Origin of the sequence: Pseudomonas sp. GD03875 (assembly GCF_029840585.1) — a bacterium.
GTDB lineage: Bacteria > Pseudomonadota > Gammaproteobacteria > Pseudomonadales > Pseudomonadaceae > Aquipseudomonas > Aquipseudomonas paralcaligenes.
This window is the reverse complement of record NZ_JAOCCV010000007.1, coordinates 34,304-50,509: the sequence shown is the minus strand read 5'-3', so window position 1 is coordinate 50,509 and position 16,206 is coordinate 34,304. Positions and strand designations below refer to the sequence as shown.

The window sequence follows — 16,206 nt, the reverse complement described above, 5'->3', positions numbered from 1 at the left end:
TTCGCATTTCAGGAGTCTCAAAATGGCTGAAATCACCATCTTCGAGGACGAGGCGTTCACTGTCGACGCCCTACTCGGCGTCATCAACGAAGACCACGTCGTGCCCGGCCAGATCGCCGCGGCCAACCTGTTCGAGGAGCGCGGCGTCAGCAGCACCGTCGTGCAGATCGAAAAGGACGGCATGACCCTGCAGCTGGTCGAGGCCAAGCCGCGCGGCGCCCCTGGCCAGATCGTGATCGCCGATAAGCGTTCGCTGATCCCGTTCAACACCGTGCACCTGCCGCAGGTGTTCCAGATTCTGGCCGACGAAATCCAGAACATCCGCGCAGTGGGTTCCCGCACCGAACTGCAGAGCGCTCAATCCGTGGTGGCGCGCCGCCTGGAGAAATGCCGCCGGCAGATCGATCTGACCCACGAGTTCCAGCGCATCGGCGCGATCAAGGGCTTGGTGCTCGACGCCGACGGCGAGAGCGTGCTGATCGATATCTTCCAGCGCTTCGATATCAAGCGCCCGAAGGCATTCAGCATGGAGCTGAATAACCCCGATACCGATGTGAGCGTGAAGTGCATTGAGGTGCTCGACCGCCAGGAAGACGCCCTCGGCTCTGTCACCAGCACTGGTGCGCACGCCTACTGCGGAAAGGTGTACTGGGAAAAATTCATATCCCAGGCCTCGGTGCGCGACACCTACAAGAACTGGGAGGCTGCCGCGTTCCTGCGCGGTGACCGGCGCCAGGGCTTCGAGTTCGGCGGTATCTACTGGGAGCGCTATCGCGGCAAGCACGGCGACAAGCCGTTCGTGAACGACACCAGCGCCTACGTAGTGCCGGAGGGCGTCCCGGAGCTGTTCATCACCGCGTTCGCCCCGGCGGACTACATGGAAACCGCCAACACCGAGGGCCTGCCGTACTACTCCAAGCTGGAGCGCATGCGCTTCGACAAGGGCGTGGAAGGCGAGGCGCAGTCCAACCCACTGCACCTGTGCACTCGCCCGCTGTCTGTCATCGAGCTGACCATCTGACCATGGGCGGCTTCAGCGACCTTGTCGACGACATGGATGACATGGTCATGGACAGCCTGAGCGATGGTGTAGCGCAGTACCTATCCCGCACGGGAGCGGTGCTGCGCGACGAGGTGCCGGTCATCGTCGAACTCGCCGTTGAGCGGGTGGACGATCTGAGCGGCGGCGTAGACAGGATGCGGACGCACTGTGTGCAGAAGCGCCTATTGCAACCGCTCGACCTCAAGGGATCGTTCCTCATGGACGCCAAGCGCTGGCACATCGACGGCATTGCCGATGACGACGGCGACCTGATCACCTTCTACGTGGTGCCATGACCATGGCCGTTCGAGACATACAGAGCGAAATCATCGTCGCGCTGCAGAGCATTCTGTCGCCGATTGCTTCAGTAGAGGAAGGCGACGTGCGGGCCATCTTCGACGCAGAGGATGAAGACCTCCCGGAGGAATTCATCGTCCTCCAGCCCGGCCCCACGGACGAAGTGCTGAATGGCCACCCGCGCATGCTCAACAGCCTGCCGGAGCAGGCGGTGTTCAACATAGTGCTGGTCAGCCGAAAGCGGCTGTATGCCCCTGGGCTGCGCGCAATGCGAGTTGCCGTGAAGGCGGCTACGGCCGGCCCGAAAGCCGGGCTGCAGGTTGGCGGAATCAGTGCCGTCAGCTTCCTGCAGCAGACCCCCACATACCCCACCCCGGGCGGCCGATGGGCCGCCTACGTCATGCCCCTTCAAGTCACCTACACCCAGCCGCTCGCCTGAGCGGATTTCTATCTAGGAGAACCTCATGATCCACGCACCTGATCGCTCCCTGATCGGCTTCGGCGTGACCAGTTCCAAGCCCTGGCAGTCGCAGCGCGGCCATGTTGAGATCGGCAACTCCACCGAGTTGAAGATTCAGCACGCCTCCGAGAAAAAGTCCCTGCGCAACTTTCGCACCGGCATCGGCAACAACAACGCCAAATCTCAGATCACCGGCATCACCGGCAGCTTCACCCTGTACGACAGCGGTCCGGCGCAGCTCGCGCTCACCGTGCGGGCGGTGAACGTCGGCGTCCCGGCCGGGGCGGTAACCGGCGAAGCCCACCCTACCGGCGGCCTGGATAACGAACTGATCGTGTTCAACAACCTGGTGGACACCAAGGAGCCCGTCACGGTACTGGTTCCACCGGCGACAGCCACCGCCACCGCCGCCTCTGGCAACGCCGGCGACGGCACGGTGGGTACTGTTGTCGTCAACGGTGCGGCATCCGGCGCCTACGAACTGGAGTTCACTAGCGCCACTGCATTCACTGTCACCGGTCCCGCCTCGGCCAACCTTGGTTCCGGCACCGTCGGCGCCCTGTTCAGCGCCGCCGGCCTCTCGTTCACCGTTACCGCGGGTAGTTCGGCCTTCGTGGCCGATGATGCATTCACCATCACCGTGGGCGCGGGCGCGCCCGCCGAGGCGGGCGTGGACTACATCATCACCCCCTATGGTATTCAGCTCCCGAAAGGCTCGAGCATTGGCGAGCGCGGCATTGTTGCGAGCTACGGGCGAGTCAAGGCCACCGTCTCCGAGATTCTGCTGGCGGCGCCGACCGAGCAGAGCCTGCACTTCGCGGGCCTCAACGACGCCCAGGACGGCCAGGTGTACGACTACACCCTGCACCGTGTTCGCTTCGACGATGTCGCAGAGATCAGCCTGAGCGGTGCCGATTACGTCGCCCACAACGTGACCTTCGAGCTGCTGCAGGACTACACCCGCGTCTCCACGCCGAGCGACCCGCTGTCGCAGTTCTACACCCGCCGCGAGGCCGACAAGGCGGCGTAACGGTACTGGCCAGGGATGGCCGCCAAGGAAGGCCATAGGCTACATTCCTCCTGAAATAACCCCCGGGAGGGAACCCCATGCAATGCCCACGTTGTGATCATGCGGCCCCGCTGTCTTCGTTCGGCGATCCGCCCAAATGCCCAGCCTGTGGAGTGTTCTACGAGAAGGCACTTGCGCTGAAGCTGCGAAAGGAGTCCGCCACTGTCACTGGTGCGGTGGCGAAAGCTGATGGCGTGGTGCGATCAACTGCGGCCGCCGTTTCGCCGGCCACGGAAAGGCTGAAGAGGGGCGTTGCGGGTGCGCGCGAGGCTTTGGCTGCTAGCCGCGCATCGCGAGCGACAGGCGGCTTCTACTGCCCGGCCTGCGGACAGACCGGAGACGGAGTTCGGCATGTGCCTGGTTCGATCTTGATCGAGTTGGTGTTGTGGTTGTGCTTCCTTGTACCTGGGATCATTTACAGCATCTGGCGCCATTCCGCGTCTACAAAGGCTTGCCACAAGTGTCACACGCCGGGGCTTATCCCCATAGATTCGCCGCGCGCCCGCCGGGAGCTAGGCCCCGGCTAGCACCCCACGAAATCTACAAACCCGCTTCGGCGGGTTTTTTGTGCCCGGAGAAAAGTGCATGGCCATTAAGGATCGTCTGATCCAGTTCATCCTGCGCGGCCGCGACGAGATGTCGCCAGAGGTGAAGAAGGCCACTGATGCAGTTGAGGAACTGAGTCAGGAGGCCACCCGCCTGGGTGAAGCCCTTGACAGCGCCAAGTCAGCCCAAGGGCTGGGGCTGGCGCTGGAGCGTGTACGTCGGGACGTGGGCTTGGCCCAGCGCAGCCTCGATCAGGCCGAGCGCCAGGTTGTCGACCTGCGGGATGCGCTGAGCGCGAACCCTGCCGCCGCCGGCCTGCAGCAGTCTCTCAGGGATGCCGAGCGGGAGGCGAGCCGGGCGCGCCGCACCCTCAATACCCTGGAGGCTCAGCTTACAGAGGCTGAGCGCGCCGCTCATGGCGCCGGCATCGACGTGCATAACCTGAGCGATGAGCAGCGCCGGCTCGCTGCCGAGGTGGATCGTGCCCGCACCGCGGTGCGGGACAACAATCAGGTATTGCAGGAGGCTCGGCGCGATCTTGCCGCCGCCAGCCGCGCCGCCGCCGAGCACGCGTCGCGCCTCGCAGCTGTGCGTGAAGGGATGGCGCGCGGTGCTCGCCAGGTCCTTGGCTATGCAGCCGCCTATGTCTCGCTGAATGCCGCGTTCGGTCTCGTTCAGAAAGGGCTGAATCTGGTTCGGGACGGCATCAACTCGATGCTGGGCGCCGGCGACCAGTTCGAGCTGCTGGACAAGCGGATGGCGTCCCTGATGGGTAGCGTCGCCGAGGGCGAGCGCGCGACCGCCTGGATCAAGACCTTCGCCAGGGATACACCGCTTGAGCTGGCTGAAGTGTCCGAGGCATTCGCCTTGCTGAAGTCCTACGGGCTGGACCCTATGGACGGCAGCCTGCAGGCCGTCGTCGACAAGAACGAGCAGCTGGGCGGCGGCATGGAGCGCCTGCAGGGCATCGCTTCGGCGCTCGGCCAGGCCTACGCCAAGCAGAAGCTGCAGACCGAGGAGGTCCTGCAGCTCGTCGAGCGCGGTGTGCCTGTGTGGACAATGCTGGAGAAGATCACCGGCAAGAACGCTGCCACCCTGCAGGAGCTGGCCACCAAGGGGCGCCTCGGCCGTGACGTGATCGCGGCGCTGATCAAGGAGATGGGGCAGAGCGCCCAGGGCGCCGCAGCCGAGGGGATGGGTACGCTGACCGGTCTGGTAAGCACCCTGTCCGATACTTGGAGCGATTTCCTCAACCGCATCGCGAAGAGCGGCGCGCTGGACTACGCCAAGCAGCAACTCAAGGGCGTGGCCGACTATATCGACCGAATGGACAAAGACGGTCGGCTGGATAAGCTGGCCACTGCCCTAAGCAACGCCTTTAAGCAGGGCGGCGAGAAAGCCAAGGAATTTGCCGCCGAACTGCTCAAGGTCGATTTCGAGAAGCTAACTGATGACACTGCCAAGTGGCTGAATAGCTTTGGCCAGAAGCTGGACGACGCGAAGCTGCGGCTAGAGGCTTTTTGGGCTCCATTCCGCACCATGGGTAACGTCATCACCGGCGGTCTGAGCCAGGTGGCTGCAAGCTTTATCGCTGGTGCCGCGCAGATCGTTTCTGTCGCGGAGGAACTGGGTCGGGTTCTGCCAGACAGCATGGGCGGGCAGCGCCTTGTGGAGAAATCTCAGTCTGCCATGGCCGTGCTGACCGGGCTCTATGACGCGTTCTCCGAGCAGGCCAAGCAGGATGTCGCTGACATTGGCGATGCCTGGGATGTCATGGGGGAGAAGGTAGCGGATAGCGGAGACCAGCAAGCCAAGGCCGCCGAGGATGCTGCTGCCGCCACTGCTGCGAGCTGGGACCAGGCCGTCAACGATGCCCTCGATAAGAGCGAGGCTCTACGCGCCGAAACCCTACGCACGACAATCGAGGGGCAGCAGGCAATCGCCAGCATGGCGTCCGCCCTTGATCTGATCAACACCGCCAAAACTGTTCAGCAGTTGGAGGGGCTGCGCGCCGCGCTGCTCGCCGCCTACCAGTCCGGCAAGCTCAGCCAGGAAGAATACGCCCAGGCTACGGGTGTGTTGAACTCGCGCATGAAAGAGCTTGGCGGTGCTGCAGCCGGTGCGGCCAATCTGGTTTCCGACCTTGAGGAGAAGCTGGGCGACCTCGCCTCGGTGCAGGCCGCGATCAGCAGCGCCAAGACGGATGTTGACATCAACAACATCCGGGCTGCGCTGCGCAAGTTGTACAGCGATGGGAAGATCGGCTCGTCGGAATACAACGCCGAGCTGGCGAAGCTGAACGCCCGACAGAAGGAACTGAAGAGCGCGGTCACCGACGGCGCCAAGGCTCAGAAGACCAAGAACGAGGCCGACAAGGAGGCCATCGTCACCAGCGAGCAGCTGCGCCGCGAGAGCGGCAAGCGCATGGAAGCCGAGCGCCAGGCGGGCGACGAGGCAATGCAGCGGCGTCGCAAGGAAAGCAGTGACGCCAAGCGGGACATGGGCGCCATGGGGGAGTTCTTTACCGGCGTGCTGAGCCGTGCCCGGGAGGGCGCGGGCAACCTGAGCCGCGCTGCGCTGGAGGCGTTCGATGCGCTGCGTGGGATCAGCACCGCGGCGCCGAGCATCGACACCAGCGGCTTAGACGCCACGGCCCGCAGCCTGGCGCAGGTCACTCAGCAACTGGCCGAGGTGCGTGCCGCGCTGGGGCAGCCGATGCAGTCCACCCTGGGCCGCTGGATGCTGGAAACCCAGGCCGCCAGCCTGCAGACCCAGCAGGCGTTCCTGGGGCAGAAGCACTCGCTGCAATCGCTGATGGGCGACTACGAGCGCGGCGCGATCAGCGCGCAGCAATTCGTAAGCCGGGCTCAGGGCGCGCGGCGGGCGATGGGGCTGCTCGATGACGCCGACCTGAGCAGCCTGGAGTCGGCCATCGCGGCGGCGAACCAGCGCATGCAGCAAATGGGCGAGTCCACCCGCAGCACGCTGGAAGGGCTGCGGGACGAGCTGGACGGCCTGGAAGGGAGAACCGAAGACATCGAGCGGCGCCGCTTTGCAGCTCGCATGCGGGATATGCAGGCGCAGCTTGTGGAGGCCCAGGCCGGCGGCGATGAAAAGGCCGTCGCCAACGCCAAGCGCGCCATCAGCTTGCTGCGCGAAGTCGAGGCCGCAACGGCTCAACAGCGGCAGCGGGAGGAGCAGGAGAAGCGCATGGAGGCGAGCAAGCAACCCGCCGCTTCCGGGCCGGCTCCCCGGCAACAGCCGGACCGGATCGTGCGCCTCGAGTCCCGCGGCCGCGCGGTCGAGGTAGCGGTCCAGAGCGACGCCGACGAAACCGCACTGCTCGGCATCCTCGAGGATGCAGCAGGGAGGAGCCTGTGATGATGTATCCGCTGACCCTCGCCGGCATCAACCTTGCCGGCGACCCGGCGCTGTGCGGCGACCAGATGGAGTGGGTCGAGCAATTCACCTGGGACCCGGTGGAGCAGAACCAGGACCGCTCGCTCACTGGGGCTCTGATCATTCAGGAGGGCGTCAAGCTGTACGGGCGCCCAATCACCCTGGCCAGCAACGACGGCGCCTGGTTCACGCTCGACACCGTGCAGCAACTGGAGGCACTGCGGGATCAGCCCGGCATCGTCATGCCGCTGACCCTGCAGACCGGCGAGCAGCACCACGTCACATGGAACAGAACGGCCGGCGCGCCGGTTGAGGCCGTGCCGCTGTTCCGCGGCGTGGTGTACCAGCCTGACGACCTGTTCACGCTCACCCTGCGCCTCATCACCGTTGCACCACCAGCGCCGCCGGCGCCTGAGGATTGAACATGACCCTGATTGCGTATGCGCTCGGCCAGAACATCGTCGCGGCTGCACGCCCTGCTGACGCCGCGGCAGTGATGGATGTCGTCGAGACCCCTGGCAAGTGGCGCCCCGAGGACGCGCGAAAGTTGACCGCCAAGGAACTGTCCGCGCCGGTTGACGACAGCTCAGCCGAGACCATCGCCGAGGCGCTTGCACGAATGCAGCTCTTCGGTGATCGCGCCCAGCTGATCCGCTGGGACTACCCCGCCGTCTGACCGATCCACCATCGCCACCCCGAGCCCGCCTTGAGCGGGCTTTTTTGTGCCCGGAGTTTCTATGGCCATCAGCACCACCGACATCAAGTTGCTCAAGTCCCAGCGCCTGACCGACGAGGACGACGGCGGCGGCCGTGCCACCGGTGCCGCTGTTGTGTCCGGCGAAGTGAACAACGTCTTCCCGGACATCTCCCGGCTTGACCGCACCACCGGCCGCATCAACCTGCGCAAGCTGTTCGCCGGCCCCGTCACTCAGAACGCCGATGCGTACCTTGGCGCCCATGCAATCGTCAGCCAGGGTCCGGCAGATCCTCGCGTCAGCGTCCTGCTGTTCAACACCGGCAGTTCTACCGATGTGCGCCTCGATGCGCGCGACGCCATCGAGAGCTATGTGGCGGCTGCGACCGCTGCGCCGTTCGAGCTGCTGGGCACACAGCTGGCCGGCCAGCGCGCTATCGCCTGTGTGCAGCGTGAGGAGCAGCAGGTGCCCGAGGTCGGGCAAGTGTTCCGCCTGTTGACCGCAACCCAGGCGCAGTACGTGCGCCTGACCGCAGTCGATCAGCGCCTGGAGTCGTTCGTCTACGACTACGGCAACGGCTCGTTCACGACGTTCCTGCGCCGTCGCCTCGACATGTCGATCAGCGCGCCGCTGCTCTACGAGTTCCCCGGTGGCCAGGTCCACCCGTCCGGCACCACGCCGCAATCCATCGACGGCAAGAACAAGTCGCGCGTGCTGAGCACCCAGGTGGCCGATGCGGCGCGCTACTACGGCATCAGCAAGCTGGCCGCCGCTGTGTCGGCCGGCGCGCTGGCCCTGCCGCTTGAGTCGGTATACAGCCAGCTCGTGCCGAGCACCACGAAAGAGAGCGCGCTGGTCGACCAGCTGGCGGGCTATCAGCGCCCGTCCTACATCGCCGCCGGTGGGAATCGTGCGATCTCGCTGACGGTAGCCGCCGGCAGCCAGGTCGGCGAGAGCCGCACCTTCCTGACCACCGGCTGCGCGCCGGGCACGCTGTCGATCACCGCCAACGGCGGCACGTTCGCTGACAACAGCCGGGGCGGCCTGCGCCACGTCAGCGGCGCTAACTGGATCAGCGCCGGCACCGTGGACTACCAGACCGGCGAGATCACCCTGACCCGCTCCGGCAGCGCCTGGACCGGCAGCGCGAGTGCTATCTACCGGCCGGGCGCGGTTGCGCTCGGCGAGGCGATCACGGACGGTATCGAGATCACGCTGGCGTCGCGGGGCTACGTCTACACCCTGTCGCTATCCGATGCGCTGCCGCGCCCGGGCACTCTGTCCGTCAGTTACATGGCGCTCGGCCGCTGGTATGAGCTGCGCGACCTGGGCGACGGGCTGCTCCAGGGCGAGGGCGCCGGCACCGTGGATTTCACCACTGGCTCCGTCAGCATCACGCTGAACGCTCTGCCGGACGTGAACACGGCGTTGGTGTACAGCTACATCAGCAGCGCGGATGGCGACATCAAGAGCCATGCCGGCACCTCGGTGGTGCCTCGCGTCGACGTGCGTCATACCCTGCCGGACCCGGACCTGATGCCGGGCAGCGTCGTGGTGACGTTCACCACCGCCGGCGGCGCGCGCACACTGAGCGATAACGGCGGCGGCCTGCTCAGCGGCAGCGGCGGCACGGGCACGATCAGCTACGTCACCGGCGAGATTGTGATGCAGCTCAGCGCCACCCCCGTGGGCGTGATCGACTACGCCTACCAGGTCGGTGACCCGGGCGGCGCCGTGGGCGGGGCGCTGCACGTCTCCAGCGATGGCGGCGGCATGACGATTTTCACGATTCCGGGGGCGCCGCTCACGCCGGGCAGCCAGCGGGTCGAATGGCTGACCAGCCGGCGGCAGGCGATCCCGGCCGGCGCTGCGTTGCCGACCTACGACGGCACCGTGGACATGACCTGGGCTGTGCAGGATGACGGCAACGGCGGGTGGATCGGCGCGAACGGTGCGGTGGTCGGCAGCATCGACTACGCCACCGGCTCCTGTGCGCTGCAGGTTGCGCGTCTGTACGACTACACCGAGTACAACTACCAGAAAAAGCCGGACGGCATTTGGGGGCAGACCAAGATGGTTATGGTGAAAACCGTGATCCAGCCGCGCGAGTCGTTCGGCGGCACGCTGACCGTGCGCGGCATGGCTGCTGCCGTCACATCTGAGGCCAGGTCGTCCAGCACTACCGCGCCGCAGCTCACCATCGAGCTGCTGCCGAACCTGCCGGGGGCGATCATTCCGGGGTCGCTGTTGTTCGTGTGGAACGGGGAGACCTACACCGACCGTAGCGGCATGCTCTACAAGGGCGTGAACACCGCAACCAACGCGGGCACGGCTGTGGGCGTGGTGGACTACGCCGGCCGTGCCGTGACGCTGAACAGCTATGCGGGCAACATCGCCGGCGCCGTGTCGATCCAGGCGTGCCTGACCTCCGTCACCGGCTACAGCGTCGCGCAGGCGGTGTTCCGTACGGCGGGCGCGCCCCTGCGCGCGGCCAGCATGCAGATCACAGCTGTGCGCACCGACACAGCCGCAATCGTGACCGCCACGTCCGACGCCAACGGCCACTTCTCGTCCGGCATCATTCACGGTCGCGTGGACGCGGCAACCGGCATTGTCCGGCTGCGCTTCACCACTGACCCGGATGACGAGTCGGGCGAGAGCGACGTACCGGTGATACCGCTGCTGACCCGCTACAACGCCGTGGTGCAGACGCGCCTCCCGCTCGATGCCGGTCTGCTCGGCCTCGACCCGGTGCGGCTGCCCGCAGATGGTCGGGTGCCGATCTACCGCGACGGCGACGTGCTGGTGATCCATCACACGGCCGAGACCCTGGTCCCGTCGCCGGCGCCGGGCGGCACGCTCACGCTGGCCCGCCAGCACCAGGCCGAGATCGCCGTTTTTGACGGCAACGGCCGGGAGCTGCGGGCGTCGTCGTTCTCCGCTGATCGGGAGGCCGGCGCACTGACGTGGGGCAATCCGCTGGTCCTGCAGGACGCCGAGGGCAATCCGCTGGAACTGCCGCTGATCGTCCGCGACCGGGTAGAGCACATGACGCTCTGCACCGAGGTGCAGATCACCGGCGAGATCGGCATCAGCTCGCCGCTGCCGTGGGACATGCCGGCCGACGCGCATGTATCGGGTGCTATCGCGTGGGGTGACCTGCAGAGCCGCATCCACACATGGTTCACCCAGCAGACGTGGAGCCAGGGCGCGCCCAACTGGACCGATGCCCCAATCGGCAACACAACGACAGCGCAATACAACAGCCTGAGCTATCCGCAGATCATCACCAACGCCGGCGGCATCGACGGCAAGTGGGCGCTGGTGTTCACGTCGTCCACAGCGTTCAACGTGGTGGAGGAAAAGCTGGGCGTGATCTCGACCGGCAACACCTCGACGGACTGTTCGCCCATCAACGCGCTGACCGGCCAGCCCTATTTCACGATCCGCAAGGAAGGGTGGGGGAGTGGCTGGGCTGCGGCAAACGCAGTGCGTTTCAACACCGACAGCGCCCTTGGGGCCATGTGGGTGGTGCGCACGGTGCTGGCCGGGCAGGGGACCGTCGATGACGACCGATTCGAGCTACAGGTCAGGGGGGATGCAGACTGATGACGGCGCGCCTTTATCATCGTGACCAGCCAAGCAGCCCTGCGCTGACATTTTCCACGGGCAACACCGACGCGCACTGGATCAGCCTCGTGGCAGTGCTGAAGGGCTGCCTAGTGTCTGGCTATGGTGTGCAGCCCCCTGCCGGTTGGGAACTGATCGCGGAGGGTGCCAGCTATCTGGTGCTGCGTAACGGCAGTCATTCCGGTTATGTCTGTTTATCGCACTCGACCACGGTGGTTACGATCTCGGTGGCGGAAACCTACACCGGCGTATCGGCGGGGTTGATTCAGGGGGCGGGGGCAAAATCTGGGGTCGCAACAGGCTCGACAATCCCTCATAAATTCATGGCCCGGTTTTTTGCATACGCTACCGGCAACTCCAGCTGGTTCGTTGTGGCCGACGCCAACACGTTCGTTCTCGGGAAAACGGGCACGGGCAGCTCGTCAGAGCAGGAACTGGTCGGTAGCAACGGCTCCGTGTACGCGCAGGCCACGGTGTATGTGGGCGAGGATGCGGCCGGAAACTTCATTGCCTGCGGCGGCGATAACACAACGAACACCGGGATCACGGCTGTGGCTCAGCGGTTTTCCACCGGTTTCACGGCATTGAGAGATCCGGCGACAGGGCTGCTGGTTGACTCAGGGGCGCTGAACTTTGCATTCCCTGGAATGCATAGTGTCGACCTGATCGCCACCGGCCATACCGCCGTGATTCCCGACGCGCGCCTGGTGCCGATGCTCTGGACCAGTGGCGGCGCGGTGTCTCGATTGCGCGGCGTGTGCATGGAGCCTCGCATCGGACTATCGAGTTGCAGTGTTGGGGCGCAGATGCTCGGTTATCCGGGGCCGTTAATGTCTCGGACCGCTCACACCCCCATCGACCTCGGCGATGGCTTCAACTACGTGATAGCGCCCAGGTATTCGGGAAACGGCACATTGTTTCTGGTCACTGACAACCCGGAGTTCTGGTAATGACAGCTATCGTGCCGCCCTATGTCCGGCCGGTGCCGGGGTATGCGGTGCCTCCCCTGATTGTCGTGCAGTTCCGCATGCTCCGAGACGGGGAGGTGACAGCTCCTAGAAAGGAGCTTCGCTTCTACCGCGGCCTCGGTACGTTCGACAAACTGGACCTAGTGTTCGAGGCCGAGCTGGGAGAGTTCTCCCGGCCGCTCGCCCTGGACCTGGCAACTCAGCTGGCCCAGGGCGAGTGGCTGGTTATCGGGCATGACGACAGTCCGCCTCGTCGGGTTCGGGCCGCCTACCTGGCGTTGTCCGAGGGGTTGATCACATTCAACATCGCCAGCGGAGAGGGCGCGGCGCCCGGGTCTCCCGCCCAGGTGACCGGCATTGTGCGCGTCGAGCGAGTGCCGGCTGATCGGGAGATCGTGGTGCTTGAGCGGCCCGTTGACGGCGAGTGGCGCGTGGCCGGCCACGGCCCTACGCCAGGCGGGTCGGGCGAGATCGACGTGCGGGTGGTAGGCGGCGACGTGTACGCGGTTGGGCTGGACGCTTGGGGTAGTACCTTCGTGCCGCTCTTGGCGGTCATCCTGGGGCAGCGCATCCGGCCTACCACGTTCGCGGGTTGGGTCTATGAGATCACCGAGCCCGGCGTGCTGCCGGCCACCGAGCCCGACTGGTGGCCCGCGGAGGGCGACAACCCATCACGCCCGCTCGGCACGGCCCGCGCTGTCGCGCGGCGGTACTACCAGCCGCTGGCCGTTGGCCCCATCCCCGTCGAGGTGTGACATGGCAATGCTCTCTCTCCGGCTGGGTGGCAGCTGGCGGCGTGCTGCACCTGCTGATCGGCGCCAGGATGCGCTGTCGTGGTCGGCGACCGGGCGGCGGGACGTTCGGCGCGGCGGCGGCTGGAGCATCGCCGCGCCGGCTGATCGCTCGATAACCCGGGCGCCCTGGTCTGCGGTGCCGGCGCGGGACCGGGCATCGTCGCTTGCGTGGGAGATCGCGCAGGCGCTGGGCGCGGATCTGCGCTCGATGCCCTGGGGCTGGGTTCCGGCGTGCGATCTGTCGGCGTGGGCCGGCTGGGACAGGTCGATCCAGCCGCGCGACCTGGTGCTGAGCGTGATCTACAACCCGAAGCCGGCGCGCAAGGACGCGCGGGTGCTGGCCGGCCATCGCCGTGTCAACGAGTTCGGGCCACGCTACAACGCCGCGACCGCCCTGCAGGACAGCCTCTACATCCCCGGCACCGGCCCGCTGGTGTTCTCGTTCGGCGGGCGGGCGTACTTCCCGCCCACGTCGCCGGCTGTCTACTTCGACTTCCGCTATGAGCCAGAGCGACCGCGCATCCAGCCGACCGACATGCGGCCCGGCGCTGTCCGCTGGCAGAGCGCCCGCCGGCTGCAGCGTGCGGCCTGGCTGCCGTGGGGAAGGGCCACGCCCACCGATGGCGAGCTGACCGAGCTGCCCTACATCGACTATCCCGGGCCGGTGAAGCCGCTGCCCGAGCCGCCCGCTGATCCAACCATTCTGGACACGTACATGATCGCCAACATCGTCAACGTCGTGGTGCTGCCGTCGCGCACCCCTGTTGAGGTGCAGAACCTGCGCCTCGCGCTCGATGCCGACAGCTACAGCTGGTCGTTCTCGTGTGACCTGTTCACCCGCGCTGCGCTCGACCTCGTGCGGCCGGGCGTGGATGACGGCCGCGAGATAGAGGTGACCATCAACGGTTACCCCTGGGTGTTTCTCGTCGAGCGCTACACCCGCAACCGCAAGTTCGCGCGGGAGGCGTACACGATCACCGGCGCCACGCGCACCCAGCTGTTGGGCGCGCCCTACGCCCCGCCACGCACGGCGCTGAACAGCGCGCCGATCACTGCTCGCCAGGCCGCCGAGTCTGAGCTGCTGAACACCGGCTTTACCCTGTTGTGGGATGCCGAAAACGTGGGGCCGCCGGACTGGACGTTCCCGGCCGGGACGCTGAGCTACCAGGGCCAGACGGCCATTCAGGTGATCGCCCGCATCGCCGAGACGGTGGGCGCCATCGTGCGCCCGGCACCGGCCGCTGACGAGCTGGAGGTGCGCCCGCGCTATGTTGCGCCGCCCTGGGCCTGGGGTGATGTTGACACGCCGATCAGCCGGGTTATTCCGCCGGTGATGATGACGGACCTGTCCGGCGAGTGGACGCCGCAGCCGGCGTGGAATGCGTGCTACACGTCCGGCACGTCGCATGGCGTGTCCATGCTTGTCCGTCGCGCCGGCACCGCTGGCGACAACCCTGCGCCGGATGTGTTCGACGACTGGCTGACGGGCCAGGAGGCCAACCAGCAGCGTGGCATTCACGAGCTGAGCAAGGGCGGCAACATCGAGATAGTGGGCTTCCGTCTGCCGCTGTTCCATGCCGCCGATGACCACGGCGTCGGCCTGGTCCTGCCGGGGATGCTCTGTCGGGTGCCGGAGGAGTCCGGCCCCTGGGTGGGGCTATGCCTCTCGGTCGAGATCTCGGCCGAGGGCACTGGCGCGTCGCGGGTCTGGCAACAGCTGAAACTGGAGCGGCATCACTCATGGCCACAGTGAATCCCTGGAAGCGTTTCATCGGCCTACTGCCTGGCGGCATTCGGACCGTGGCAATCGTCCGCAGCATCAACGCTGCCGCCGGCATGAGCGAAGTAGAGCTGCGCACCGGCACCCGCGTAACCGTTCGGGGCGTCGACGTGTCGGTCGGCACCCGGGCTTACATCGCGGACGGGGTGATCACTGGCCCGGCGCCGGATCTCCCGCATCTCGACGTTGACGTTTAGGCGTCACCCTTAATCCACCAAGCCCGGCCTCCGCGCCGGGCTTTTCATTTCTGGAGTACCACCATGACACTTCGAGAACTGCGCTTCGGCCCGTTGGCCGAGGCGCTCCTGCTGCTGCCCGCGAAAATGACCAAGCCGGCCGCCGAGGTCCAGCTGCTGGCCACCCACCTGCAGGAGGCGCCGAACGGCGAGCAGTGCCAGCTCCCGGCCAGGCCCGGGAAGTGCGGCCCGGCCCGCGGCATCTTCCAGTTCGAGCTCGGCGGCGGTGTCGCCGGTGTGCTGCAGCATCCGCAGAGCCGGCCGCATGTGCTCACCGTCTGCCGCGAGCTTGGTGTGCCGGCCACGGTCCAGGGCATCTATGACGCCCTGCCGTCGACGCATGACGTACTCGATTGCGCGCTGGCTCGGCTTCTGTACTGGACCGACCCGGCGCCGCTACCCGAGGTGGGCGACGTTGAGGGCGCCTGGCGCTGCTACCTGCGCAACTGGCGGCCCGGTGCGTTCACCCGCGGTACCGAGAAGCAGCGCGCGGATCTCCGGCGCAAGTGGGCGGTGAACTACGCCAACGCCCTGGAGGTGGTGCGGTGAGCGGCCTGTTGAGGCTGGTGCCGGTGTGGGCCTGGGTGGCGCTGGCCGGCCTGGTGCTGGCCGGAATAGTCGGAGCTGGGGTGCGCGTCGTCGGCCTGCAGGGCGATCTGGACACCGAGCGTAGCGCCAGGCTGGCGGACGCCGACAAGCTCGGCGCCTGCCGCACGACCCGCACCAACCTGCTGGAACTGACGATCGAGCAGAACCAGGCGCTTGCCGGCCTACGGGACGCCGATCAGGATCGGGCGCAGCGCGCGCAGGCGACCCAGCAGCAGGCCCGCCAGCACGCCGAGCAAGACTACAGCGCCGCCAATCGCTTGATGCAGGAGCGGACTGGCGGCGACGCCTGCGCAGCTGCTGAGGCGGTGATCGACAAGGAGCTGGGGCTATGAGGGTGCAGGTGCTGGGAAAAAGTGCAGGTGCAGCGAAAACCTGCAGGTGCATCCTGCTGCTGGCCGCGCTGGCGCTGGCTGGGTGCGCTGGCCAGCCGCCGGCCGAGCCTGAGCCGCGTATCGTTCGGGTCGAGGTGCCGGTACTGGTCCCGTGTCGCACAGCGGAGACGCCAGCGCCGGCCTGGGCGGCTGCTGGGCTCAGGCAGTCCGACAGCCTGGAGGTGAAGGTTCGCGCGTTGCTGGCCGAGCGCCGGCAGTGGCGTGGCTATGCCGCCGAGCTGCGGGCAGCGAGCGAGGCGTGCAGGTGATGCGGCCATGTCCGCCTGGGCCGGCTTGAGCCTGGTGGGCG

Annotated in this window: 15 protein-coding genes; all 15 read left to right on the top strand. The window is 66.5% G+C overall.

All coding sequences use genetic code 11. From position 1 onward, the window contains the following. Positions 1-22 precede the first annotated feature (22 nt). The gene (locus N5D30_RS08000; RefSeq protein WP_279908519.1) at positions 23-1,021 is read left to right on the top strand and encodes a major capsid protein; all 999 of its coding nucleotides are present in this window, start codon (positions 23-25) and stop codon (positions 1,019-1,021) included. Positions 1,022-1,023: 2 nt separating this feature from the next. Then, a complete protein-coding gene (locus N5D30_RS07995) occupies positions 1,024-1,338 on the top strand; it encodes a hypothetical protein (RefSeq protein WP_279908518.1) in 315 nt (104 codons plus the stop codon). Further along, positions 1,335-1,778, top strand: a complete 444-nt coding sequence (locus N5D30_RS07990; RefSeq protein WP_279908517.1) for a hypothetical protein — start codon at positions 1,335-1,337, stop codon at positions 1,776-1,778. The genes N5D30_RS07995 and N5D30_RS07990 overlap by 4 nt, the downstream gene beginning before the upstream one ends. A 25-nt stretch (positions 1,779-1,803) precedes the next feature. After that, entirely contained in the window at positions 1,804-2,829 is a 1,026-nt protein-coding gene (locus N5D30_RS07985; RefSeq protein WP_279908516.1) for a hypothetical protein, read from the top strand. Between the two features lie 624 nt (positions 2,830-3,453). Beyond that, positions 3,454-6,795 carry a tape measure protein gene (locus N5D30_RS07980; RefSeq protein WP_279908515.1) on the top strand — a complete coding sequence of 1,114 codons (3,342 nt, stop codon included), beginning with the start codon at positions 3,454-3,456 and terminating at the stop codon, positions 6,793-6,795. Beyond that, positions 6,795-7,235 (top strand): hypothetical protein, encoded by a 441-nt coding sequence (locus N5D30_RS07975; RefSeq protein WP_279908514.1) that lies wholly within the window; start codon positions 6,795-6,797, stop codon positions 7,233-7,235. The genes N5D30_RS07980 and N5D30_RS07975 overlap by 1 nt, the downstream gene beginning before the upstream one ends. Before the next feature lie 2 nt (positions 7,236-7,237). After that, entirely contained in the window at positions 7,238-7,489 is a 252-nt protein-coding gene (locus N5D30_RS07970) for a hypothetical protein (RefSeq protein ID WP_279908513.1), read from the top strand. A 61-nt stretch (positions 7,490-7,550) separates the two neighbouring features. Further along, on the top strand, positions 7,551-11,117 hold the full coding sequence (locus N5D30_RS07965) for a hypothetical protein (RefSeq protein ID WP_279908511.1): 3,567 nt from the start codon (positions 7,551-7,553) through the stop codon (positions 11,115-11,117). Continuing rightward, complete coding sequence (locus N5D30_RS07960; RefSeq protein WP_279908510.1) at positions 11,117-12,088, top strand: hypothetical protein; 972 nt, start codon at positions 11,117-11,119, stop codon at positions 12,086-12,088. Before N5D30_RS07965 ends, N5D30_RS07960 begins: the two co-directional genes overlap by 1 nt. Then, a complete protein-coding gene (locus N5D30_RS07955; protein WP_279908509.1) occupies positions 12,088-12,861 on the top strand; it encodes a hypothetical protein in 774 nt (257 codons plus the stop codon). Before N5D30_RS07960 ends, N5D30_RS07955 begins: the two co-directional genes overlap by 1 nt. Before the next feature lies 1 nt (position 12,862). Then, a complete protein-coding gene (locus N5D30_RS07950) occupies positions 12,863-14,653 on the top strand; it encodes a hypothetical protein (RefSeq protein ID WP_279908508.1) in 1,791 nt (596 codons plus the stop codon). Beyond that, a complete protein-coding gene (locus N5D30_RS07945) occupies positions 14,641-14,877 on the top strand; it encodes a hypothetical protein (RefSeq protein ID WP_279908507.1) in 237 nt (78 codons plus the stop codon). The genes N5D30_RS07950 and N5D30_RS07945 overlap by 13 nt, the downstream gene beginning before the upstream one ends. A gap of 63 nt (positions 14,878-14,940) precedes the next feature. Then, positions 14,941-15,465 carry a hypothetical protein gene (locus tag N5D30_RS07940; protein WP_279908506.1) on the top strand — a complete coding sequence of 175 codons (525 nt, stop codon included), beginning with the start codon at positions 14,941-14,943 and terminating at the stop codon, positions 15,463-15,465. Continuing rightward, positions 15,462-15,857 (top strand): hypothetical protein, encoded by a 396-nt coding sequence (locus tag N5D30_RS07935; RefSeq protein ID WP_279908505.1) that lies wholly within the window; start codon positions 15,462-15,464, stop codon positions 15,855-15,857. Before N5D30_RS07940 ends, N5D30_RS07935 begins: the two co-directional genes overlap by 4 nt. Next, the gene (locus tag N5D30_RS07930) at positions 15,854-16,165 is read left to right on the top strand and encodes a hypothetical protein (protein WP_279908504.1); all 312 of its coding nucleotides are present in this window, start codon (positions 15,854-15,856) and stop codon (positions 16,163-16,165) included. The genes N5D30_RS07935 and N5D30_RS07930 overlap by 4 nt, the downstream gene beginning before the upstream one ends. The last annotated feature ends 41 nt before the right edge of the window (positions 16,166-16,206 follow it).